Origin of the sequence: Streptomyces sp. NPDC094034 (genome assembly GCF_040303865.1) — a bacterium.
Classification (GTDB): domain Bacteria; phylum Actinomycetota; class Actinomycetes; order Streptomycetales; family Streptomycetaceae; genus Streptomyces.
The window spans coordinates 13,155-36,386 of sequence record NZ_JBEOUD010000062.1; the positions used below are offsets into that span (position 1 = coordinate 13,155).

Annotated in this window: 19 protein-coding genes and 1 pseudogene; 15 read left to right on the top strand and 5 right to left on the bottom strand. The window is 68.6% G+C overall.

The window, feature by feature from the left end; all coding sequences use genetic code 11:
* Positions 1-299: 299 nt before the first annotated feature.
* Complete coding sequence (locus ABTZ59_RS33930) at positions 300-1,103, bottom strand: SMI1/KNR4 family protein (protein ID WP_351423419.1); 804 nt, start codon at positions 1,101-1,103, stop codon at positions 300-302.
* Between the two features lie 259 nt (positions 1,104-1,362).
* On the opposite strand from ABTZ59_RS33930, the gene ABTZ59_RS33935 reads away from it, so the two are divergent.
* Genes ABTZ59_RS33935 through ABTZ59_RS33950 form a run of 4 tightly spaced genes read left to right on the top strand, consistent with a single transcriptional unit; the run spans position 1,363 to position 8,754 of the window.
* Positions 1,363-1,755: a CU044_2847 family protein gene (locus ABTZ59_RS33935; protein WP_351423422.1), complete on the top strand. Its 393-nt coding sequence runs from the start codon at positions 1,363-1,365 to the stop codon at positions 1,753-1,755.
* A gap of 11 nt (positions 1,756-1,766) precedes the next feature.
* On the top strand, positions 1,767-3,782 hold the full coding sequence (locus tag ABTZ59_RS33940) for a VMAP-C domain-containing protein (protein ID WP_351423426.1): 2,016 nt from the start codon (positions 1,767-1,769) through the stop codon (positions 3,780-3,782).
* Positions 3,779-4,867 carry an AAA family ATPase gene (locus ABTZ59_RS33945; RefSeq protein ID WP_351423429.1) on the top strand — a complete coding sequence of 363 codons (1,089 nt, stop codon included), beginning with the start codon at positions 3,779-3,781 and terminating at the stop codon, positions 4,865-4,867. Before ABTZ59_RS33940 ends, ABTZ59_RS33945 begins: the two co-directional genes overlap by 4 nt.
* A gap of 29 nt (positions 4,868-4,896) precedes the next feature.
* Positions 4,897-8,754, top strand: coding sequence for an SAV_2336 N-terminal domain-related protein (locus ABTZ59_RS33950; RefSeq protein WP_351423478.1), 3,858 nt, complete (start codon positions 4,897-4,899; stop codon positions 8,752-8,754).
* 729 nt (positions 8,755-9,483) lie between these two features.
* Here ABTZ59_RS33950 and ABTZ59_RS33955 read toward each other — a convergent pair.
* Entirely contained in the window at positions 9,484-10,377 is an 894-nt protein-coding gene (locus ABTZ59_RS33955) for a helix-turn-helix transcriptional regulator (protein ID WP_351423432.1), read from the bottom strand.
* Between the two features lie 206 nt (positions 10,378-10,583).
* On the opposite strand from ABTZ59_RS33955, the gene ABTZ59_RS33960 reads away from it, so the two are divergent.
* The 7 genes and pseudogenes from ABTZ59_RS33960 (at position 10,584) to ABTZ59_RS33990 (ending at position 15,377) form a co-directional block, all read left to right on the top strand.
* Entirely contained in the window at positions 10,584-10,910 is a 327-nt protein-coding gene (locus tag ABTZ59_RS33960; protein WP_351423435.1) for a carboxymuconolactone decarboxylase family protein, read from the top strand.
* An 84-nt stretch (positions 10,911-10,994) separates the two neighbouring features.
* The gene (locus tag ABTZ59_RS33965; RefSeq protein WP_351423438.1) at positions 10,995-11,387 is read left to right on the top strand and encodes a (R)-mandelonitrile lyase; all 393 of its coding nucleotides are present in this window, start codon (positions 10,995-10,997) and stop codon (positions 11,385-11,387) included.
* A 70-nt stretch (positions 11,388-11,457) separates the two neighbouring features.
* Positions 11,458-12,474: a zinc-dependent alcohol dehydrogenase family protein gene (locus ABTZ59_RS33970; protein WP_351423441.1), complete on the top strand. Its 1,017-nt coding sequence runs from the start codon at positions 11,458-11,460 to the stop codon at positions 12,472-12,474.
* Between the two features lie 102 nt (positions 12,475-12,576).
* Positions 12,577-13,344, top strand: a complete 768-nt coding sequence (locus ABTZ59_RS33975) for an SDR family NAD(P)-dependent oxidoreductase (protein ID WP_351423446.1) — start codon at positions 12,577-12,579, stop codon at positions 13,342-13,344.
* Positions 13,345-13,380: 36 nt separating this feature from the next.
* Positions 13,381-13,524 carry a DUF2255 family protein gene (locus tag ABTZ59_RS33980; protein WP_351423449.1) on the top strand — a complete coding sequence of 48 codons (144 nt, stop codon included), beginning with the start codon at positions 13,381-13,383 and terminating at the stop codon, positions 13,522-13,524.
* A 91-nt stretch (positions 13,525-13,615) separates the two neighbouring features.
* A pseudogene (locus ABTZ59_RS33985) lies at positions 13,616-14,588 on the top strand (aldo/keto reductase).
* A gap of 36 nt (positions 14,589-14,624) precedes the next feature.
* On the top strand, positions 14,625-15,377 hold the full coding sequence (locus ABTZ59_RS33990) for a recombinase family protein (RefSeq protein ID WP_351423481.1): 753 nt from the start codon (positions 14,625-14,627) through the stop codon (positions 15,375-15,377).
* On the opposite strand, the gene ABTZ59_RS33995 is transcribed toward ABTZ59_RS33990, so the two are convergent.
* Both ABTZ59_RS33995 and ABTZ59_RS34000 read right to left on the bottom strand, forming a co-directional pair.
* Entirely contained in the window at positions 15,322-15,771 is a 450-nt protein-coding gene (locus ABTZ59_RS33995) for a nuclear transport factor 2 family protein (protein WP_351423484.1), read from the bottom strand. The two genes, ABTZ59_RS33990 and ABTZ59_RS33995, sit on opposite strands and share 56 nt — an antisense overlap.
* An 80-nt stretch (positions 15,772-15,851) precedes the next feature.
* A complete protein-coding gene (locus tag ABTZ59_RS34000; protein WP_351423454.1) occupies positions 15,852-16,589 on the bottom strand; it encodes an SDR family oxidoreductase in 738 nt (245 codons plus the stop codon).
* 123 nt (positions 16,590-16,712) lie between these two features.
* Here ABTZ59_RS34000 and ABTZ59_RS34005 point away from each other — a divergent pair, with 123 nt between their 5' ends.
* The 3 genes from ABTZ59_RS34005 to ABTZ59_RS34015 all read left to right on the top strand — a co-directional run bounded on the left by ABTZ59_RS34005 (position 16,713) and on the right by ABTZ59_RS34015 (position 20,304).
* Positions 16,713-17,540, top strand: a complete 828-nt coding sequence (locus ABTZ59_RS34005; RefSeq protein ID WP_351423457.1) for a helix-turn-helix transcriptional regulator — start codon at positions 16,713-16,715, stop codon at positions 17,538-17,540.
* Between the two features lie 284 nt (positions 17,541-17,824).
* Positions 17,825-18,643 carry an HAD family acid phosphatase gene (locus ABTZ59_RS34010; RefSeq protein WP_351423460.1) on the top strand — a complete coding sequence of 273 codons (819 nt, stop codon included), beginning with the start codon at positions 17,825-17,827 and terminating at the stop codon, positions 18,641-18,643.
* Between the two features lie 530 nt (positions 18,644-19,173).
* Complete coding sequence (locus ABTZ59_RS34015) at positions 19,174-20,304, top strand: PP2C family protein-serine/threonine phosphatase (protein WP_351423465.1); 1,131 nt, start codon at positions 19,174-19,176, stop codon at positions 20,302-20,304.
* A gap of 203 nt (positions 20,305-20,507) precedes the next feature.
* Here ABTZ59_RS34015 and ABTZ59_RS34020 read toward each other — a convergent pair whose 3' ends face one another.
* Positions 20,508-22,190 (bottom strand): glycoside hydrolase family 99 protein, encoded by a 1,683-nt coding sequence (locus ABTZ59_RS34020; RefSeq protein WP_351423468.1) that lies wholly within the window; start codon positions 22,188-22,190, stop codon positions 20,508-20,510.
* 307 nt (positions 22,191-22,497) lie between these two features.
* Between ABTZ59_RS34020 and ABTZ59_RS34025 the strand changes: the two genes are divergently transcribed.
* Positions 22,498-23,142 carry a DUF6461 domain-containing protein gene (locus ABTZ59_RS34025; protein ID WP_351423471.1) on the top strand — a complete coding sequence of 215 codons (645 nt, stop codon included), beginning with the start codon at positions 22,498-22,500 and terminating at the stop codon, positions 23,140-23,142.
* Positions 23,143-23,232: the final 90 nt, after the last annotated feature.

Consider the following 23,232-nt stretch of genomic DNA (forward strand, 5'->3'; position numbering starts at 1 on the left):
ACGCGGAGTGTACATGGGCAGTTTCAACGATGACGGGTCTCGCGGCCGGGTTATGTGGGCTGACCGAGGTCGGCGGCGAGTACGCGCTCGGAGATCCGGGCGGACTGAACGCCAGCGCCTTGCCGCCGCACTGCCACCCCGTGCCCAGGGCCGCACCTGCCCCGAGGTCGACCGCGCCGCCGGCCACCGGGATCAGGTCGCGTTCGCTCGGCGCCGTGTGGTGGGTGACCCGCCACTCCGCCGTGTTCCCCGAAGGCGCCGCCAACCGGAGGGCGAATGCTGTTGGTGGTGGAACACGGTCAGTCGCTCTTCCCGTAGTGCATGAACCAGTGGGTGTCGAAAGCGCCGGCCATCGTGAACGGGTGGTGCGGGTCGGTGAGGACGCGGCAGACGAACTCCGCGGCCTGGCAGTCGAAGGGGAGGACCTCGCCGTCGAAGGACCGGACCACGACGGGCCAACGGTCGGGGTCGTCGCCGTCGGCCCTCCAGCAGTAATGGTTCTCGTGCTCGGTGCTCGCCCAGATGAGCAGGCCGTGCTCCCTGAGACGCGTCCATGGCTCCTGGTTCAGGTCCAGGAATCCGTCGAAGGCACCCTCGCCGAAGGTCTCGACCATGCGCTTGTAGTCGCTCGGCAGCGCGGTGCCCAGGCGCGACTCCACCTCAGCCCAGTCCACGTCCGGCCGCTGGGCGGGCTGTGTCCAGCCGGTGATCCGTCTGAGCCGCTCCATCCAGTCGATGTCCCCGTCCTCGTGCGGGGCGACCGCCAAGGGTTCTGGCACCTCCCTGTGAGCGACCACCAACACCGGCCGCTCGACCCCCTCGATGTCCCGCGCCGTACCCGTACCGACCCACTGGTCCCCGTATGCCCACGCCCTCATCTTCATGGCACGGTCCTCGAAAGGGACGAGGAGAGCCGCGCCCCTGGACTCGTCTACCGTCGGATCGGTGTAGCCGTCGAGGACGAGGGTGCGCGGGGCGCCGTACCGGTCGGTGAGCAGTCCGGTCAGGTACTGCCGGTCCAGGTGGCTGGGCAAGTACATGTAGCTGTTTCCCGGGCCGAGTTGGGCCAGCAAGTCGGTGACGGTCGCTTGTGTGAACTCCATGGCGGACAGTGAAGCGCACCGCACTGACAATGGACCTGCTCGCAGACGTACCTGACGTCTATCCGGAAGGTGTTGGACCGTACGTCGTTCAACCTGGGGCGGTGTTCCCCGGCCTTCGGCCTCATCGTTGCCGCTCCGCTACTACAAACGACTCACCACACAGGACACGATCACCGGCGATTCGGCGTGATCGGCTCACGGATCCAGCATCCTGCTCGTACCATGTGATCCGTTACGCGGCAGCAAAATAGGGGGAGTCATGTCGCAGCTCGTGCGCTTGCGGATGCCGGACGATCAGGTCATCTGGGCGACGGTTGACGAAGGTGACGGGCCGAGCGACGCTGGTTTGGGTGAGCGCATCACGGAAAGACTGGACGGGTTTCAGGAGTCTCTCCAGATCGTCGCCTCCAACGTACGCAACGCCGTCGCGGCGGCTCGCCCTGACGAGGTCAGTGTCGAGTTCGGTCTTGAGCTGGCTGCCGGCAACGACGGGATCGTCGCCGCTCTGGTGGGCGGCAGCGGCAAAGCGGCGTTCAAGGTGACCTTGAGCTGGGGCGCACAAGGGGCGCCCGCCGTGCCTGCCGCACCGGTTGTGCCGCCGCGGCCGGAACGGGACCCGAGCTCACCCCCGGCGCCACGGGTTCAGGACTGAGGCAAGCCGCTATGGGCAGGCCCTCGCCACTGTCACTCCTCCAGGACCATCTGGGGACCTGCCGCGTCCGCGTGCACGGAGTGACGCAGGGGGCGGGTTTCTTCGTCGCCCCCGGCTACGTAGTGACCTGCGCCCACGTGGCCGGTGCACGGCCCGGGACCCGGTTACCCGTCTTCTGGAGCGACACGGAATACGAGGGAACCGTGCTGACCGCGTCGGCCCCGGCAAGGGGGCGGGAGCTGTGGCCGTATCCGGACCTGGCGGTATTACGACTTCCCGACGCACCGTCGAAGCACCCGTGTGTCTGGCTGGACACCATGCTTCCCTCGGTCGGCACACGCCTGACCGCATACGGCTTCTCGGACATCTTCGAGCCCGGTAGGGCATCCGAGCGTGCCGCCGCGCTCACCCGCGGAGGTAACACCGGGCCGCGGGCCGGTTCGATGCTGGAGCTCGTGGACGGCGAGGTGAACAAAGGGCTGTCCGGTGGCCCCGTGTTGAGCCACGAGTCCGGTGGCGTCTGCGCGATCGTCAAGGCCACCCGGCTGCAGAACACCTCGATGGGCGGGGTGGCCACCCCTGTGAGCGCGTTGCGGCTGCTGGACGCGGAGGTATACCGCACCCTCATTCGGGCACACGATGCCTTTCATGGGCAGCACGACCAGTGGGTGCGACTGTCCGACCGTGTCAGTGCGTACGACGTAAGCGGGCCGAGTGAGGGCCCCGACGTGGTGCTCAACCCTATGGAGGTACGGCAGCTGCTGGCGAGTTTCTCTCGGTTGCCGGTCGAGCCGATGGACGAGGTCCCGCGGCCGGCCCACCGGGCAGGCGCCGAAGCCGAATCCGTTGCGCGCCCGTCCGGTACGCGGAGTCATGTCGCCGCATTTCTTGCCGCGGCTGTCGAAGGCACCTTCCCGCCCGCGGAATATCCGCTACTGGACCATCGCGACGTCTTCACCCAGTTGGCCGCCCTGATGTTGCCTGAGGCCGGCGAACTTCCCTACGAGCTCGCCTTCGCCACCGATCTCGCCCGTAAAGCCGCGACCGCGGGGCCGGCCTACCAGGGCGCTGTGCAGCAACTGCGCGACCGGGTGTTGATCACGGCGGGCCGACTGGGGCTCGGTGACGAGATCCAGCGGCGTCTGGCTGACGGGCCCGCGTCGGAAGTCCGCCCGTCGATCATCGGCAGAATCCGCCATTCCACGCATGACCGGCGGCTTTACCACGTCATGGTGTGGCGATACCGATCGGCGGAGGATGTTGTTCCGGCGGTCCCGGAATCGACCGCGTTGCCCCTGAGCCAGGCGATCGAGCATCTGATCGGTCTGCTGCCTGAACAGATCGAGATCATGGGCGAGGTCGTCGGGCCAGGTCTTATCGAGCTGATTCTCCCAAGAGAGGCACTCGATGAAGACTTCGCCAGTCGGTTGCTCTGGCCGCGATTCTCCTGGTTCTCACTGGGCCGCAAACAGCATGTGGTCGTTCGACCGCTTGAGCGGCACGAGACGCCGTCGCTGCACGCGGCATGGGCCGAGCGCTGGCAGCAACTGGATGGCAGGGCGGTTGGCGAGATGGTGGTCTGTGTGTGCGGTCGGGGTGATCAGCATCAGGTGGCGTTGGACGCCTCGTTCGACAGCGACCCGGGATTGGCCGCGCTCGCGCTCGCCGGTTCGCCCCAGTCGCCACCCGTTTCGGGGGCCTACGAAGTGGCCGTTGCCTCCGGTGTGCCGATGATGATGTGGAAGCGCAGCAGCCCAGCCTGCGAGCGCGGTGACAGCGGCCGGTGTGGGGTGCCGGGCCGTCAGGCTTGCCCCGGCAACGAGTTCTTCGCCGAGTTGTGCGCCGTCCTGGCCGATACGAAGCGCGACGAACTGCCCGAAACAATACGCCGGTTGCGCAGCGATGCTCAGGTGCCCCCAACCCAGGAGGGCCATCTCGGCCACCACATCGTTCTGTTGTGGGACGATCCCCGACGCCAGATCCCCCGGGGGCCTTTGGCCCCGGCCAAGGAAGGACGCCCCAGATGAGCGAGTGGCGGATCTACCAGGGCGTGCGCGAGCCGCACGACGGCATTGACCACCTGCCCGACCCACCACCATGGCGGGATTTCGAGCATGCTGGGGAGGTCACGCCGTTCGACCGGAACGCCAAGGCCCACGGGGGCCGACGGCTCCCGAACGCGGACTCGTACAAGGCCGAGGAACGCACCATCGAAGCGGTCAACACGGCACTGTATCTGCGGCGACCTCTGCTGGTGACGGGCGACCCCGGTGTCGGGAAGTCCACGCTGGCGTACGCGGTCGCACGCGAATTGAAGCTGGGCACGGTGCTGCGCTGGCCCATCAACAGCAAGACCGGACTGCGTGATGGGCTGTACCAGTACGACTCCCTGGCGCGCCTGGAAGAGGCCGGGGTTGCCCGCGCCGTCGGCGAAGTCGCGGCTGACGCCGCGGAGGTGAGCCGACGGGGCGACGCGAGGGGTGGCGGTGGTACGGTCCCCGCCGCGGAGGCGGCCCGCGGTACGGACCTTGGCCGCTATGTGCGGCTCGGGCCGCTGGGCACTGCCCTGGCACCGTACGCGCTGCCACGTGTCCTCCTCATCGACGAGATCGACAAGAGCGACATCGACCTGCCCAACGATCTCCTCGACGTCTTCGAGGAAGGTATGTTCGAGGTTCCGGAGCTCGCCAGGGTGGCCGGCAAGCAGCCCAAGGTCCGGGTCCGCCCAGCCGACGACGGCGAACCGGTCACGGTCGTGCGCGGCACAGTGCGCTGCCGCACCTTCCCCTTCGTCATTCTGACCAGTAACGGCGAGCGTGAGTTTCCGCCCGCCTTCCTGCGCCGCTGTGTCCGGCTTCATCTCCCCGCCGTCGACGACGACGAGCGCCTGCGGACCATTGTGCGGGCGCATCTCCCCACAGCCGCCGAGGACGCCGACGAAGTCATCAGCAGGTTCCTCAGCCATGCCGCGTCGGGCGAACTGGCCACCGATCAACTCCTCAACGCCGTCTATCTGGTGAGCCGTACGACACGTGAGGGGGCGCCAAGTCTCGACCGGCTGGCCGAGCTCGCGTTCCAGCACCTCAACGTGACGGTACCGGCGGAGTCGTGATCGAGCGACTTGGCTCGCTGCTCGCCGGCGTGTATCCGGCGGAGGATCCGCCCACCCCACGCGAAGTCGCCGAACTCATCTGGTTGGCCCGGCACTTGCCCGACGACACTGGGCAGGCCAGGACGGCCATCGTGCGGCCGGGGGACCAATCAACGCCGTCCGTCGAAGGGAACAGTCCCCGATCGGGGCCCTCTGAGATCGGTGACAGCGAACGATCCGGGCCCGAGGCCACGCGGTTGTACTTGCCCGAGCACGACCTCCCGGATGACGGCGTGAAGGGCGAACCGGCGTCGCCGGTTCGTGTCGCTGGATCGGCGACGCTGCCGCGCCGCCGCGAACTGGCGCGCGCTCTGCGCCCGCTCAAACGACGTGTTCCGTCCACGGTTCGCCTGGTCGTTGACGAGGAGGCCACCGTCAGCCGGATCGCTGACCACCACCACTGGATCCCGATTCTCACGCCGGCCGCGGACCGATGGCTCGACGTCCTGATCGTCCTGGACCTCTACAGCGAGAGCGCCACCTTCTGGGAGCCACTCGCCCGCGAACTGCGCGGGCTTTTTCAACAGCTCGGCGCGTTCCGTGACGTACGCCTGCGTCATCTGCTGCCCCGGAGCGATGGCTCTCCCGGGCTCGGGGCGGGTGCCCCAACCGCGTCCCAGCTGCTGCGCTCGACGGGCTCCGCCGTGGATCCGACCGGCCGTACGGTCACCCTCGTCCTCACGGATGGCGTGGCGCCGGCTTGGCGTACCGGCGTACTGCTGGGAGCGCTGCGGAAGTGGGCGGCCACTGGCCCAACAGCAATCCTCCAGGCGCTCCCCGAGCATGTATGGGACCGGACCGCCCTGGCGCCTGAGCCAGGACGCTTTCGCACCACCGAGGCGGGCGGGCCCAATTCCAGTCTGCTGTACACCGGTTACGGGCTGCGGCCACGAGCTCTGGACCACGGCGGCATCTCCGTACCCGTGCTGGGGATCGCCCCGGAGTGGTGGGGGCCGTGGGCGCACGCGATCGCGGAACCGGCCGCGTTCGACGGAGCCGCGCTGCTGCTACCCGCGTCGCCGGCATCCTCGCTCTCCGCCTCCGAGGCGTTGGAGGGGTCCGAAGTGCCTGAGCGGAGCGTTACGTTCGAGGAGTTCCGGGCTCAAGCGCAGCCACATGTCTTCCGCCTCGCCGCGTATCTCGCCGCTGCTCCGCTCAATCTCGCGGTGATGCGGACGGTGCAGTCCGCGATGCTGCCGGACAGCCCGCTGTCCGATCTGGCGGAGATCGTCTACAGCGGAATTCTGCGAAGGGCGCACGGCGGTGACCGAAGCGACGATGCGCTGAGCCACGCCTATGAGTTCGTCCCGAACGTACGGAAACGCCTGCTGAGCACCATCCGGCGGGATGAGGCCGACGAGGTGATCGCCGCGGTCTCCGCGTACCTGGACAGCCACGCTCCCGCGACCAACGCTCGTTTCACGGCCGCTGTGCCGGACCCCGACGGAACGCTCACCCTCCCGATCGGTGGGCGTCACTGGGCGGAAGTGCACAACCTGGTTCGCCGACGGCAAGGCAGGCGCGTGGTATCGGCGACACCGCGCGAGCAGACAGCCGTGGACGCGGCACCGAAGCCTACGGCGGAGCCCACCGGGCAGATCGCCGTGCGGCCTGCCACGGGCCGGGCAGGGCGCCGCTTCATCATCACCGTCGGCGTCTCGCGCTACGAGCATCCGTCGTTGAGTGATCTTCCGGGTGTGCGACGCGACGTCGGGCGTGTGCGCGAACTGTTCGCGGCACTGGGCTATGAATATGTGCTGCCCGAACTGGCCGACGATCCTCAAGCTGCCGAGGTGATGCGCGGCCTGTATGGATGGGCCGCCGGCGCCGAACTCGGGCCATCCGACGTGGTAGTCGTGTACTTCGCGGGCAACGCCACGAGAGTGGCCGGACGGACGTGTTTGCTGGCCGCTGACAGCGTGCCCGGCATCCCGGACACCACCGTGCCCTTGGCAGGAGTGCTTGAGGGCCTGCGGCGCAGCCGAATTGGGCACCTGCTGCTGCTACTCGACACCTGTCTGCGCGAACCAGATGCCGGCGATGAGGCCCTTTCTGAGCTCCTCGGCGACCCGGCGGCCGGAGCAGAACTGTCGGTGCTCGCCATGACCGTCAGTTACGAAACGACCGCGGGAAGCCGGTTCACAGAGGCGCTCGCTCACGTACTGGACAACCCCGCGACTCACAGCAGTGGGCGCTATATCGAGCTGCGCGAGGTGCGGAACGGGATGTCCGAGTTCCTCGCCTCACGGTACGGCGGAGCCGAGGAGCAGGTCTTACTTGCCACGACCGCCACGGGAGAGCAGCCGTATTTCCCGAACCCCGGCTTTGCGCCAGGGGCCGAGCGATATGACGTGTTCGTCTCCTACGCGCACGAGGACGGGGAATGGCCCGTCGCGCTTGCGGGGGATCTTCAACGGCTCGGGCTGAAGGTGTGGTTCGACCGGTGGGAACTCGCTGCCGGGCAGAGCGTGGCCGGACGGTTGCGGGACGGGTTGGCGAAGGCCGACGCGCTGGTGACCGTGGTGAGTCCGCGATGGATCGCTTCCGACTGGTGCAACGAGGAGTTCGCGGCGGTCATGACGGCCTCAACAGCCAACAGCCAGCGGGTGATCCCGGTTCTCTGGGGAGACGTGGCGACGGTTCCGCCCTTCATCGCGAACCAGCTGTTCGTGGACTTTCGTACGGCGACGACGCCGGCTCAGCACGAGGCTCAGGTACAGCAACTGCTCGGCGCTGTGCGGGGGGCGGCGGATTCCATGCGTCCGGCCCTGGATTCCATGCGTCCGGCGGCGTCGCGGGCCACGTCTTCCTGGCTGCGCGAGCCTGCGCACGACGGCGGGATCCATTTGGGGCAGCGCGACAGGTTCACATTGTTCGGCCATCAGACCGACTTCCACGTCTTCGAAGGTGACGGGACCCGTCCCATCAGGGAAGACAACGTCCGCATCGTCTATACACCTGAGGGCGTCGAGTTTCCAGAGGAGATTGCGGGCTGGCGGCGGGCCATCGAGGACACGGAGTGGCGCAAAGAGAAAGCGGGCCGGCAGTACCGCTGGAACACGCGCCGCTTCGCCGTCGACCAACTGGTCGTCTCCCGCACCCAAACCCACGAGTCACCGATCGTCACGCTCAGGCTATGTCACGCGGACTACTACGACTTCATGACCACGTCGCTCAACCTTGACCGCCCACAGGCGAACGGGCTGACGCTGCGTCAGCAGTACCTGGAGGGCAGGGACCCGCTCGACGCCCCGACATTCATGTTCTGCAGCTTCGGAGTGCACGTAGCCGTGCGCACCGGTTCAGATGGCAAGATGTTGTTCTCGCACCGCAGCGCGAAGGTCGCGGGCCCGAACCGCTCACGCTGGAACTCCTCGGCGAACGTGGGCATGGCGGCCAACGACGACCTTGGCCCCCACGATCAGATCAGCCTGCACGCCGTGGCCCGCCGCGCTCTGCGTGAGCAACTGGCGATCCAGGAGTCGGACAGCGTCGACCTGGAACTGCTCGGTTTCGGCTTGGACCTGCGCAACAACCAGTGGGTCGCCCTCTTCGGAGCGGAACTCCACGACCTGGACGAGGAGACACTGCGCCGCCGCTGGACGCGGGGCATCGAGGACAAGTGGGTGCACGACGCGCACGCCTTCGCGCCCGCCGACCCTGATTCCGTTCTTTCCTTCTTGCTGGACCAGCCCGTCGATGCCTGGACTCCGTGCGCCCCAGCCCTGTTCTACCTTGCGCTCGTCCGTTCCGCCGTGCGCGACCGCGGAGGCGACCCGTCCGGGCGCCTTGACGTGGAAGCCGCGGAGCGCCGGGTGCTTCGCCGCCTGAGGGAGGCGGGCCGCTGAGGTGCGATGCGGCGCATTGCCGCGTCATGCGTGATGATCGGCGTCACCTTCTGGGTTCCCGGGATGTTTGGTTGGCTGTTCGACGGCCGTGACGGCCCTGTTCTCCCGAAGCTACGGCAGACTGACAAGTAGCTCTCTGTAGCGGATCTGACGTGTGCTGTCAGCGGTCTCGATCTTCTGGGTCCGTCGCGGGCGGTACTCGGGGAGGTTGGTCCGGTCATGACGACCGGAGGGAGCCCGGGTGCGGCAGGAATGGGAGCCGGAGGACCTGATCGAGGTCTGGACGCTGCTGGAGGAGGACCAGGAGCGGCTGCTCCGGCGGTCGAGCTGTGCGGGGTGGAGCTGAACCGGGACCGGCTCGCGGAGGCGGTGGTGGCCCGCTGCCGCAAGGACCGGCTGGAGCCGTCGGCCCCGGGACAGATCGCCCGGCTGGTGGGCAAGGCGGTCAACACCTTCGAGGAGCGGCTCTGCGCGACCACCGTGAGCCGGCTGTCGGCGGCGACCCGCTCGCGGCTGGACGACTTGATCGCCGAGAACGTCGGCACGGGCGCGGAGAGCACGGGCGGCGGGGGCACGTTCTTCAGCGAGCTGAAGGCGGACCCGGGCGCGCTCGGGCTGGACAGCCTGCTGGCGGAGGTGAACAAGCTCCAGCGAGTACGGGCACTGGAGTTGCCGCCGGAACTGTTCGCCGACGTGTCGGAGAAGCTGGTGGCGCCGACCGTCCGATCGTCAGGAGTGCTGCTCGCTGGTGTGGGGTGCGGGGGTGTCGCGTTCGCCGCGGTCGAGGGTGGCGTACCAGGTGGCGAGGAGTGTGAGGGCGTCCTGGGCGGAGGTACCAGCCTCGGCGCTCAGCGCGGTGAGGGTCAGGCCGGGGTCGGTGGGAATGGGCAGGGCTTCGAAGGTGAGGGTGAGGTCGCCGACGGCAGGGTGGTGGAAGCGCTTGAGACCGGCGTGGTGCAGGCGCACGTCGTGCGCGGCCCACAGGGTGCGGAAGTCTTCGCTGCGGGTGGACAGCTCGCCGATCAGGTCGCTCAGTTCACGGCTGTAGGGGTTACGGCCGGCTTCTGTGCGCAACAGGGCTGCGGCCGTGGCGCGCTGGGCCTGCACCTCGGGCATGTAGTCGGCGGCACCGGGGTTGAGGAACTGGAAGCGGGCGAGGTTGACCGGACGGGCCGGGTCCTGGAACACGGGCCAGTAGAGCGCCTTGCCCAGGGCGTTGGTGGCGAGGATGTCGAGGCGGTCGTTGCGGATGAAGGCGGGCGCGTCGGTCATCGCGTCGAGCAGCTGCTGCAGAGCGGGGCGGATGGGCGGTGTGGTGCGGCGGCGGGCGGGGCGGCGGGTGGTGCTGGCGGTGCGGGCGAGGTCCATCAGGTGGGCGCGCTCGGACTCGTCGAGCTGGAGGGCGCGGGCGAGGGAGTCCAGGACCGCCTCGGAGGTGCCCGAGAGACTGCCGCGCTCCATGCGGGCGTAGTACTCGGCGCTCACGCCGGCGAGCATCGCGACCTCCTCACGGCGCAGTCCCTTGACCCGGCGGTGGCCGTGGACGGGCAGACCGGCCTGCTGCGGGCTGATCCTGGCGCGGCGGCTGGTGAGAAACTCGCGGACCTCGCTGCGGTTGTCCATACGCCGAGGCTACGACGATCGGTGAACGTGAGGGGTGCCCTGCCAGTACACGTATCAACGGGTTCTTCCGCACACCTGTGACCTGCCGTTTCATCGATACCAGGCCAGCAGATGGCCGCCCTGGCACTCCGGAGGCACGCCCTGGAGCAGCGGGGCCGAACGCCCGCCCGCTGTCACTGCGGGCATTCCACGGAAAGGAGCCGGTGATGGCGCAGGACAAGCAGAACGACGGGCCGCGTCAGCGGTTCGGGGACCTCGCCCCGGTGCTGGCCGGCTACAGCGAGGACGTGCTGTTCGGGCAGGTGTGGGAGAACCCGGACCTTTCCCCGCGCGAGCGGAGCCTGGTCACAGTGGCCAGCCTGATCACCAGTGGCAGCACCGAACAGCTCGCCTTCCACCTGGGCCGGGCCCGCGAGAACGGGGTCAGTGACCAGGAGCTGATCGAGACGATCACCCACCTGGCGTTCTATGCCGGATGGCCCAAGGCCATGTCGGCGCTGACCGTCGCCAGGACCGTCCTCACCGGCTCCTGACTCCCCCCTTCCCCCTCTCCGCGGTCCCGGCGGCGCCCTCACGGCCCGCCGTCCGCAACAGCACGTACGCGAAGGAACCCGATCATGGAAATCGTGCAGCCCCCAGCGACCATCAAGCTGCCGGTACAGATGTTCACCGGCGACGCCTGGGCGGATGTGATCTACCGCGGCGAGGACCCCTCCCACGCGCGGGCGAACATGGTCCGCTTCGCCCCCGGTGCACGCACCGCCTGGCACTCCCACGGTCTGGGCCAGACCCTCTACATCGTCGAGGGCATCGCCCTGATCCAGAGCCGCGGCGGCGACGTCCTCGAAGCCCACCCCGGTGACGTGATCTGGACCCCGCCGGGCGAGGAGCACTGGCACGGCGCCGCCCCGGACCGGTTCATGGCACACCTCGCCCTGTGGGAGGGCGACGAGGTCGACTGGCTGAAGCACGTCAGCGACGCCGAGTACGCGGGCCCCCGCAGCTGCTGACCCCGCCGCTCTTCTCCGGTGCCGGAGGCCGTCCGGCCCCCTGACTGATTCGCGAGATACGGAAAGAACCATGCGCCAGACCGTGCTGCACGCCCCCCGTGACCTCCGGGTCGAAGACCGGCCCAGGCCCGTCCTTCAGCAGCCGACGGACGCGGTGATCCGCACCGTCGCCACCTGCGTGTGCGGCTCCGACCTGTGGGACTACCGCGGGATCAACGACGTCGCCAGCCCCACCCCGGGCGGCCACGAGTACATCGGCATCGTCGAAGACACCGGCGGCGACGTGAGCGCCGTCAAGCCCGGCCAGCTGGTGGTCGGCTCCTTCTTCGCCTCCGACAACACCTGCCCCAACTGCCAGAACGGCTACCAGACGTCCTGTGCGCACCGCGAGTTCGTCGGCGGAGCCCAGGCCGAGTACATCCGCGTGCCCCTCGCCGACGGCACCCTCGTGCCCGTGCCCGGCGAGGTCAGCGAGAAGCACATCCCCAGCCTGCTGGCCTGCTCCGACGTGATGGGCACCGGCTGGTACGCGGCCCGGGCCGCCGAGGTCAAGCCCGGCGACACCGTCGCCGTCGTCGGCGACGGCGCGGTCGGCTTGTGCGCGGTCATCGCGGCCAGGGAACTCGGGGCCGGGCGGATCATCGCCATGTCCCGGCACGAGCCCCGCCAGAACCTGGCCCGCGAGTTCGGCGCCACCGACATCGTCGCCGAGCGCGGCGAGCAGGGCGCCGCCCGCATCAAGGAGCTGACCGGCGGCATCGGCGCCGACGCCGTCCTGGAATGCGTGGGCACCCCCGACGCCATGCAGCAGGCCCTGCACTCCACCCGCCCCGGCGGCAATATCGGCTTCGTCGGCGTCCCCCACGGTGTCTCGGTCGACGGCGAGGAACTGTTCTTCTCCCACGTCGCCCTGCGCGGCGGCCCCGCCCCGGTCCGCGCCTACCTGCCGCACCTCATCCAGCTCGTCCTGACCGGCCGCATCAACCCGGGCAAGGTCTTCGACCTGGAGCTGCCCCTGGACCAGGCCGCCGAGGGCTACAAGGCCATGGACGAACGCCGCGCCATCAAGACCCTCCTGCGCCCCTGAACCCGCACCGCGCCGAACCGATCAAGCTTCGGCGGTCCCGTGTCCCGGACCAGGAACGGCAGCAGCTGACGGCCGGACACCGAAACGATTGGACTTTCCCCCGTGAACCCGCAGTACAACTTCGAGGGCCAGGTCGCTCTGATCACCGGCGCCGCATCCGGCATGGGCCTGGCCGCCGCCCGCCTCTTCGCCCAGGCCGGCGCAGCCGTCGTCCTGGCCGACGTCAACAAGGACGCGGTCGAGGCCGCCGCCACGGAACTCACCGACGCCGGACACCAGGCCATCGGCGTCGTGTGCGACGTCACCGACGAGGATCAGGCCGCCGCCATGGTCGACCAGGCCGTGGCCACCTACGGCCGCCTCGACATGGCGTTCAACAACGCCGGCATCCAGGCCCCACCCTCCGACGCCGCCGACGAGAAGGCCGAGGACTTCGACCGCGTCAACGCCGTCAACCTCCGCGGCATCTGGGCCGCCCAGAAGCACGAACTGCGCCAGATGCGCACCCAGGGCTCCGGCGCCATCGTCAACAACTCCTCCCTCGGCGGCCTCGTCGGCCTGCCCGAGCGCGCCGCCTACCACGCCTCCAAGCACGGCGTGATCGGCCTGACCAGGAGCGCCGCCGTCGAATACGCCCCCCGTGGCATCCGCGTCAACGCCATCTGCCCCGGCGTCATCGAGACGCCCATGGTCGCCGACATGCTCGTAGGCCAGGCCGAAGCCATGGCCGAGATCATGAAACAGCAGCCCATCGGCCGCCTCGGCACCGCCGACGAAGTCGCCGCCGCGGCCGTCTGGCTGTGCAGCCCCGCCGCCAGCTTCATCGTCGGCGCCGCCCTGCCCGTCGACGGCGGCTACACCACCCACTAGGTCCTGTCCGGCCGATCTTCGCGGGCCCGCGACGCGGTGACCTTCGCGCCCGCCGTCGACAGCGTCCTCGACGCGGTCGACGACGCCTACCGCACCAAGTACGCCCCCAGCCCCTACGTGGAGCCGATGCTGCGCAGCGGACCCCGCTCGACGACCGTCCGCATTCGTCCCGCCCACTGACACGCCCAGCCGCCCCGGCCACACGGACACGGCAGCCGTCCCCCATCAACCACCACCTTCTCCACCGCACACGACTCAATGGAGCCCGACCATGGAGTACACCCGTCTCGGCACCACCGGCCTGAAGGTAAGCCGGATCGTCCTGGGCTGCATGAGCTACGGCGACCCGACCGTCCCGGGCGCCCACCCGTGGGTACTGACCGAGGAGACCGCCCTCCCGTTCTTCCGGCAGGCCGTCGAACTGGGCATCACCTTCTGGGAACACCGCCAACGTCTACCAGGCCGGCACCTCCGAAGAGATCACTGGCCGCGCCCTCACCCGATACGCCCGACGCGAGGACATCGTCCTGGCCACCAAGGTCCACGGCAGGATGCACGACGGGCCCGGCGGCGAAGGCCTGTCCCGCAAGGCGATCCTCGAACAGATCGATGCGTCCCTCAGCCGGCTGGGCACCGACTACATCGACCTCTATCAGATCCACCGCTTCGACGCCGACACCCCCGTCGAGGAGACGATGGAAGCTCTCCACGACGTCATCAAGGCCGGAAAGGTCCGCTACATCGGCGCATCCTCGATGTACGCCTGGCAGTTCGCCAAGCTCCAGCACGCCGCAGACCTCGGCGGATGGACCCGCTTCGTGTCCATGCAGAACCAGTACAACCTGCTGCGCCGCCAGGACGAACGGGAACTCATGGCCATGTGCGGTGACATGGGCGTGGGACTGGTGCCGTACTCGCCCAACGGCAAGGGCCGCCTCGCCCGGCCCGTCGGCGAGCAGAGCACCCGCTCCACCACCGACCACGTCGTGCAGTCCTTCGACAGCCCCCACGACGAGCCGGTCATCAACGCGGTGCAGCAGCTCGCCCACGTACGCGGCGGCACCATGGCCCAGATCGCCCTGGCCTGGGTCCTGCGCAACCCGCTCGTCTCCGCACCCATCGTCGGCGCAACCAAGCCCCACCACCTCCAGCAGGCCGCCGAAGCCCTCGACCTCCAACTGTCGGACGACGAGGCGGCCACACTGGAAGCCCCCTACGTCAACGCCGGCCCTTCCTGGTTCTGAGACTGCTCGCACAAACGATCCTTTGCGCGCGAGAAGATCAGCACCCGGGTACGCGTACGGCCCAAGTTCGAGGAAGCGCTGCGGACCGCGCGGGAGGTCAAGGCGCACGCCCCGCACTGCCGGGTCATCTTCACCGTGTACGAGATGAAGCGGCTCGGCCGGGACGCCGCCGAACTCACTGCGCTCGCCGACCACCTCACCGCCCACGGCCTGGTCCTGGAGATGCTCGCCGGGCCCCTGCCCGGCATCTACGACCCGACAGGCCCGGGGAAACCGCTGTTCGCGTTCTTCGCCGCGATGGCGGAGGCCGAGCGGGAGAACATCCGCGAGTCCACGCTCGAAGGGCTCGACACCGCAGCCCGGAAGGGCAAGCACGGCGGCTGGCCCCTGGTCATCACCGACGACATGCTCCACACCGTGCTCCGCCGCCGGGCACTCGGTGAGTCCGTCGAGCAGATCCAGCCTGACCTGATCATCCCCACCGGCAAGCGCAAGGGACAGAGCCCCTCGGTGGCGAGCATCTACCAGGCGCTCGCCGAACACGCCAAGCGCGAGGCATACCCCGAAGCCGTCGAGCAGGCCCACGCCGACTTCGCCGCCCTCCAGGCCGACGAAGTCCCCGGACCCCGCCTCGCTGTTGCTCCGGCGGTCGTTGTGGTCGTCGTCGCCCCCGCCGACCGCAACGGCGTGCTCGGTCATGGCGGAGCGCGCGGGAGCGGCGATCAAACCTGGGTCACTGTGGTCCGAAGGCTCGCAGGGTGTCCTCGCCTTCGGTCCACCAGACCCTGATCCGCTGCCGGACCAGGAGCCAGTTGTCCCCGTCCCGGCGGAACTCCCAGTCATAGGGGCCGCCCATGGAGTAGGGCGCGGAGGTCCTCCCGGGAGCGGTGACGGCGATGAACCACATGTAGCCGATGCCGGTCGCCCGGTCTCCCGCGACGTCCACATGCATGTTGAGGATGTGGTGCTGCATGCTCGTGTACGGCGCCTCGGCGTCTTCCACCTTCGCGCGGATCGCCTCCCTTCCCCGGATCTGCTCCCAGGGCCCGAATTCCAGCACGGCGTCCTCGGCCCAGCAGGCGGACCAGGTCTGCCAGTCCTTGTGGTCCAGTGCCCTCCAGCCGCGAATCATGAGGGCGCGCAGGGCATCCCGATCCTCCAGGGCTCGCACTCTGCGTTCCAGATCGCCGGCTGTGGTGTCGTCGGCGGTGGTGCGGCCGGGAGTGGTGTGGCCGGGGGAGTGTGGTCCTCCCGGTTCCGCCGTCACTGCGCGCTTCCCGCGGGCCGTACGACGATCTCGTTGACGTCGACCTGCGGCGGCTGGGAGACGGCGTAGGCGATGGCGTCCGCGATCGCGGACGCGGGCAGGGCCACGGCGCGGTAGGTCCGCATGGCCTCCCGGGCAGCGGAATCCTCGATGCTGTCCGCGAGTTCGGATTCGGTGACCCCCGGCGAGACCAGCGTGACCCGGATGTCACCGGCGGACTCCTGCCGCAGGCCCTCGGAGATCGCCCGGACCGCGAACTTGGTCGCACAGTAGACGGAGGCGGTGGGCGAGACCTCATAAGCGCCGACGGAGGCGATGTTCACGATGTGCCCGCTGCCCTGTGCACGCATCACGGGCAGCGAGGCGGCGATGCCGTGCAGGACGCCCCGCAGGTTCACGTCGATCATGCGGTCCCACTCCTCCGTCCTGAGCTTTTCCAGCGGCGACAGCGGCATCACTCCGGCGTTGTTGACCATCACGTCCACCCGGCCGTACCGCTCGCCGGCCGCTGCCACGAAGTCCCGGACATCGGCGGCCTCGGTGACATCCAGGCGCCGGGCCACCGCCGTTCCGCCCGCGGCGGTGATCTCCGTGACCAGCCGGTCCAGACGGTCGGTCCGCCGTGCTCCCAGAAGCAGGCGGTGCCCGTCGGCGGCGAGCCGACGGGCACTCGCCTCGCCGATCCCACTGCTCGCACCGGTGATTGCTATGACCTTCGCTGTCGTGTCTGCCATGACCGACCTTTCTCTCGGGAGGACACCGAGTCTGGGCGGGGAGCAGTCGGCGGCCCAGGCCGTGTGCTGCCTGGGTGCGATGCACCCAGGCAGCACACCGGGCCCGCGGCCTAGCCTGGACACATGACCGACAACCAGCTGGGGGAGTTCCTGCGGGCACGGCGGGCCGCCGTGCGGCCGGAGGAGGTCGGGATGCCGAGCCAAGGCGTCCGGAGGGTGGCCGGGCTCCGCCGCGAGGAGGTGGCCGTATTGGCGGGGGTCAACGCGGACTACTACACGCGCCTGGAACAGGGCCGCGAACGCCATCCGTCCGCGTCGGTGGTGGACGCGCTCGCCCGCGCGCTGCGGCTGGACGCCGACGCCCGGGCCCACCTGCACCAGCTGGCCGGAACCGCTCCGTTCCAGCGGCCCATCGCCACCACCGACCGGGTCGATCCCGCACTGCGCGTCCTGCTGGACGGCTACCCGGGCACTCCGGCATTCGTCATCGGACCGAGCCTGGACATTCTGGCCGCCAACGCCTTGGCCGAGGCGTTGTACTCCCCTTTCGATCCGATGGACAACCTGGCCCGCATGGTTTTCCTCGCCCCGGCGGGGCGGCCGTTCCACCCCCGGTGGGACCAGACGGCCGAGACGGTGGTGGGCCATCTGCGCCAGACGTACGGCATCGATCCGGGCAGCCCGCGGCTACGTGAACTCGTAGCCGAACTCAGCGCTCAGAGCTTGGACTTCGTCCGGCTGTGGAACACCCACATGGTGCGCGGCAAGACCCGGGAGAACAAGCACTTCCGCCACCCGGACGTCGGCACCGTGACCCTCACGTACCACGCGTTCGACGTGCGGGACGCTCCCGGCCAGCAGCTGATCATCTACCATGCCGAACCCGGGAGCCCCAGTGCCGAGGCCCTCAGCCTGCTCGGCACCATGCACGCCACGGCGAACCAGACGTGATGCCATCACCTGTCCGCCCCGGCGCTCCCGCCCCCGTTTCGCGGTCCTCTTGCAGGACCGCGAAAAACATGACGAGGGGTCGGGCGGCAACGCCGAAACCGCTCCCCAGGCCGGCTCAAGTCCGGTACCAAGGCCGTCTACGGACCCTGCTTCCCTCTCTCATGCCCACCGCCGTACCGGAGAGCTAAAGCGGAGGGGAGCATTCCGGGCGTTCATCGCCTGTTTAAGTGCCGATAGGGAAAAAGGTCTGCCGATGTCCGGATGACGCGCGTAGAAAGCCAGTCATGCACAAGCCCAAGCACAAGAAGAAGCGCGTCGCGGCCCTGGCCGCGACCGGTGTCGCCGCCGTCGCCGTCGCGGGTGCCGCCCTGTACGGCACCGGCGTGGCCAGCGCCGGACAGACCTCCGCGCACTCCACGCCGGAGCCCCAGAACATCGGACTCCTGGTCCAGCAGATCGACACGTACTACGGCGCGAAGCCGGACGCGAACGGCGTGTACCAGGCGTCTCCGGACAGCCCGTACGCCAAGGACCTCGCCCGCATCGAGGCCGACGCCAAGAAGTACATCGACAAGACCGCGCACACGGCGAAGCAGAAGCACGCCAAGCCCGCAGTCGTCTTCGACATCGACGACACGCTGCTGCTCAGCTTCGACTACGAGCGCAAGACCAACTACACGTACAACTCCACGACCTGGGCGCAGTACGTGGCGCAGGCCGACCGTCCGGCCGTCTTCGGCACCCCTGAACTGGTCAAGTACGCCAAGGCCAAGGGCGTCGAGGTCTTCTACAATTCGGGACTGACGGAGGCGCAGCGCTCCTCCGCGGTCGAGAACCTGAAGAAGATCGGTGTCGACATCAACCTCGACGCCAACCACATGTTCCTCAAGGACACGGCCAACCCGCCGTCCTACCTGAAGGACTGCGCCACCTCGGGCGCCTGGAAGTGCACGACCGTGCAGTACAAGTCCGGCACTCGCAAGCACATCGAGTCCCTCGGATACGACATCATCGCCAACTTCGGCGACCAGTACTCCGACCTCGACGGGGGTTACGCGAACAAGACGTACAAGCTCCCGAACCCGACCTACTTCGTCGGCTAGTTTCCGGCCCCGCTGCTCTCCCCGCTCCCGGCCGGCTCCGGGACGCGACCCGGCCCGCACCCGACGTGCGACGACCGCATTCGTTAAGAGGTCGCGCGGATAGGCGCGGTGGTGGTTCACCGGCAGCGACACAGGCACAGGTCCTGGTGATCATGGAGCTGCGACGCTCTGTGATCACCGGGACCTGTGCCTGTACTGCCATCATGTTCGACCGAACCGCGCTGGGACCAGTCCGCGGCGTAGCCTGATCCGCCGGGTGATCACCCGCATATCTGGTGAGCCGTCAGCGAACGACGACATGCCCATCAGGAAATTTGCGCGTGGCGATCGGCGCTTGCCCGCTCGCCTCCGCGAGACTCCCCATCGGCATCCGGTGGCCGCCTACCGGCCCTGTCCCCGCGGGGCGGTGTACGTTGGCATCGCCCCGGGGAACCACAGGATCGCAGATCTGGAGTGCGGCCCTTCGCCGGATTTCGTAGCGGCGGCATGAACACGTCGTTCCTCGTGACGTCGTGGCTGAACGGAGAGACGTGGTTCGGCGGACAAAGACCCGTGATGTGGAGCAGCGGCATTCCCGCATCCAGGAGTACCCCTGGCTGGCCCCGGTGCTTCTCGTCGGGGCAGTCGGCCTCGAACTGCTGACTCCCTCGATTGTGATCGGTTCCGCGCTCGTCGCGGTCGCCGGCATGGTGGCTGCCATCACCGCCACGTTCCGCTACACCCTTTTGATCGTGACCGTCGGAGTCGCGATCATCTTCGTCGCCGCACTGCTGAGTCAGTTCAGCGACTTCGCCAAGGGCGTACAGATCGTCGAGGTGGTGATCGCCGGCGCTCTCGCGCTGGCCATCCGGCGCATGCTCGACAGCCAGAGCGCGAGGTTCTCCCTGGTCAGATCCACGGTCGAGACGCTTCAGCGGGCCGTGTTGCCGCCGCTGCCCACGATTGTCGGCCCCATGGTCGTAGCGTGCCGTTACGAGGCGGCGTCCGCCGAGGCGCGGATCGGTGGCGACCTCTACGCCGTGCAGGAGACGCCCTTCGGTCTCCGGCTGCTCATCGCCGACGTACGCGGCAGGGGTCTCGGCGCGGTCTCCGCCGTCTCCATCATCATCGGCGCGTTCCGTGAGCGCGCCGAGTCAGAGCCCGACCTGGTAGGACTCGCCGAACGCCTCGACCGGGCCGTCGCCCGGTCTCTCCAGCAGGGCGCCGACCCTTTCGCCGCCGACGCCGCCGATGCCGCCGAGGCATTCGCCACGGCGCTCCTGGTCGAGATCGACCGGTGCGGCACCACCCTGCGGCTGCTGAGCTGCGGCCACCCCGCGCCCTATCTCGTACGGGACGGCGAGCTGTGTCGGCTGGACACCGGCGAGGCGACGCCGCCACTGGGGATGCGGGACCTCGCGCCGGGCACCGGCGGCCCCCAATCGTGCGACTTTCCCACCGGCACCACCCTGCTGTGCGTCACGGACGGAGTGACGGAGGCCCGGAACGCGGCCGGGATCTTCTACGACCCCTGCTGTGAGCTGCGGCCTGCTCCGGAGGGGGCCCCGGAGCTGCTGATCGACGCCCTCTTCGCTTCGGTCAACCGGTGGGCGGGGGGCGAGCGCGACGACGACATGGCGGTGGTCGCCGTCGCACGCGTCGGCGTGCACGGGCGGACGTGACCGGCTGCTCCGGGCTGTTCCCCCAACGTAGGCGACCGCTTGCGATGAAGTCCGCGTCCGCGCCGCCGGCATGCGCGCTGCCACCGAAGGTGGGACGACGGCGGCCTTGGCGCCGGATTCCTCTCATGCCTTGCAGTCGTTTCGGTCGCAAAGGACTATCCGATGCGGTTAGCGCTCGGCATCATGGCGATGAGCGCGCCCCGTCAGTCCGCGTACACGCTCAGTCCCGCGAGCTGCCCCGCCGGCCAGCCGGTGTTCCCGGTGAATTCGATCCGTACGAACCGCGCCGACGAGCCCACGGCGACCGGGATCGTCACGCTGTTGCCGCTCGCCGGGTTGAAGACGTACGCGGCCGAGGCGCTCAACGGGGACATGACGCCCCCGCCGGCCACCGTCGAGCCGAGGACCGACAGTGTCTGGGTACGGGTCGTCCAGGCAGGGTTCGGGGGCAGCGACAGGACGACGCGCTTCACCGGGCCGACCGAGCCGAGGTCGACCTGGATCCACTGCGGGAAGGAGTTGTTGGCGCTCTCCCAGTAGCTGTTGCCGTCACCGTCGACGGCGTTGCCGGGGGCGTAGTTCTGCGTCTGGCTGCTCGCGCTCGCGGGCCTGCGCAGTGCCAGGTCCCCGGTCGGCGGCGGCGTCGTGCCGCCCGGCGGAGTGGGGCGGACCGGGGTCAGTGCCAGTTCGCCCTTCAGCATCCGCCCGCCGTCCCCGGTGAGCCGCAGATAGTAGTCCGACGAGCAGGCCGTACCGTCCTCGTCCAGGGCCCGAATACCCGAACCCACCGGGATCTGCGAGGAGTTCTCGGCGGTCTTCGCGATCTGGTTGCCCTCGTTGAACTCGTCGAACATGGAGATATAGATCCCCGCGACCCCGAGCCGGCACATGTTGTAGAACTGCCGCCACATGAAATCGCCGTGCGCGCGGTGCCCCGACTGGAGATCACCGGGAAGGACACAGGGCTGGTAGTCGATGCCATGGGCGTCGCAGTGTGCCTGGTCGGGTGAGTTGACGTTGGTATAGAAGTTGTCGGCGCCCGCGATGTTCCCGATCCGGCCGACCATCCAGGGCGAGAGCATGTCGAAGGCGTGGTACACGTCCAGGTACCCGGCCCGTGAGTCCTCGTTGCCGCTCCGCCAGTGGGTGGGCACCCCGCCCATCACATAACAGCCCTGCGCCTTGAACCAGTTGACGACATCGAGACAGACCGGCGCCGACCAGGTCTTGTTGGGCTCGTTGAAGCCGAAACCCCAGATACCCACCACCGGCTTGCCGTTCTGCCGGGCATAGGCGGGCGACGCCGTGTACGCCTTCATCTTCTCAAGCCAGTCGGCCTTCATCTCCGGCTGCATATTCGTCCAGCCGGTGGCGTCGTACATGATGTAGAACTTCCGCCCGTACCTCTCGGCGGCGCTGCGCACCTTCGCCGCCATGGCGTCCCTCGTCGCGCCCTCGCCACCGTTGGGGTTGAAGCGCTGGAGGGCGGCGGTGTCCATGCCGTACTGCTGCATCCACGAGAAGTGGGTGTCGACGGTCTGCTGGTCGTACGAGGAGAACAGCGAGGCCGGCTGACCGCTGCCGAGCGCCGGATAGGCGGTCCGGTAGGTGCTGGTGTAGTCGCGTACGTCGGGCCAGCTCACGATCGCGGTATTGGTCGGGGAAGGCGACTGGCCCCAGTTCTGGGACCAGTGCCACCAGCCATTGATGGGCGCGCCGTCACCTGAGCAGGCGAACCAGCCCTGGTAGCCGACGGTGATCTTGCCGACAACATCTCCCGGCGGGGAGGCCGCCGCCTGTGCGCTCTGGGCCTGGGCCCCCAGGCCCGCGGCCACTCCGGCACCTGCCAGTACGGACGCGATGACGGTCCGTCGGGAAACGTCCATGGGGTTCCTCGCAATCGGCTCGGTCCGGTCCGTGTCCCTACGTCCCGGCGCGCGTGGTGCGAACGCCACTCAACGTAGGGACATGGAAGGCCATGAGCAAGACAGAGAGCCGAAATTTATTGACCAACTGGCGTCAGGATCCGACAGGTTGAGCGAAATTCCCGTTCAGAGCGGATGCGTAAACCTGGGGTACGGGAGTCGGAGACACACGAGTCCGTGCTATGGCAGAAGCTCCTGCCGGCCCTTGCCCGGTCGCCGGACCGGGCAGCGCACCCCGCTGTCAGTGGGCGCTGGCAGGATGCGCCGCATGACTTCCGCCACCGCAGCCGATTACGGCTGGATACGTTCCTCGTCCTCGCTGTTCGCCTATGGACTGGAGGTTGGGTACACACTGACGCTGGTGCGAGGGGTCTCGCCTTCGGAGTTGTTCCGGATCGTGGGGGCCGAGCCGCGAGGTGTGTGTGAGGGGCTCGACGCGCTCATCGAGGAGCAGCGGGAGTACTTGGACGGGTACGAAGAGTGGCCCGAGGGCTTCCTTGCGGGAGCGTTCACCGTCCGGGGCGAGGGAGGGGACTGGACTCTCGCTATGGAGTTCGGAGGCGATCTGGGCACGCGCCCGCGTCTCATGGAGGCACTCTCCGCCGGGACGCGTGCTGTCTCGCATTCGAGCAACGGGGGGAAGCCCATGGACTTCTTCCACTGGTATGAAGATGGCGAGTTGCGGACCACGTTCGAGGGGCCCGCGGACAGGACCGGCAGTACTCCCGATGAGCTGAACGCCGTGATGACAGAGGTTGGCCTCGACCCATCGGGGGACGAAGATACTGACGTCGATACGAAGGCAGCGGTCCTCGCGCTGACAGAGCGCCTCACAGGCGTACGGGTGACCGAGGTGCTCCTGGCGGAGGCCAAGTACCAGGTGGGGGAGGTCCCGGAGGAACCCGCCGGCTAGGTCCTGTCCGGTCGATCTTCGCGGATAAGCCCGCGGCGTCTGGTGCCGTGCATCGCAAGGCGGAGGATCGCCCATGTACTGGACGTACTT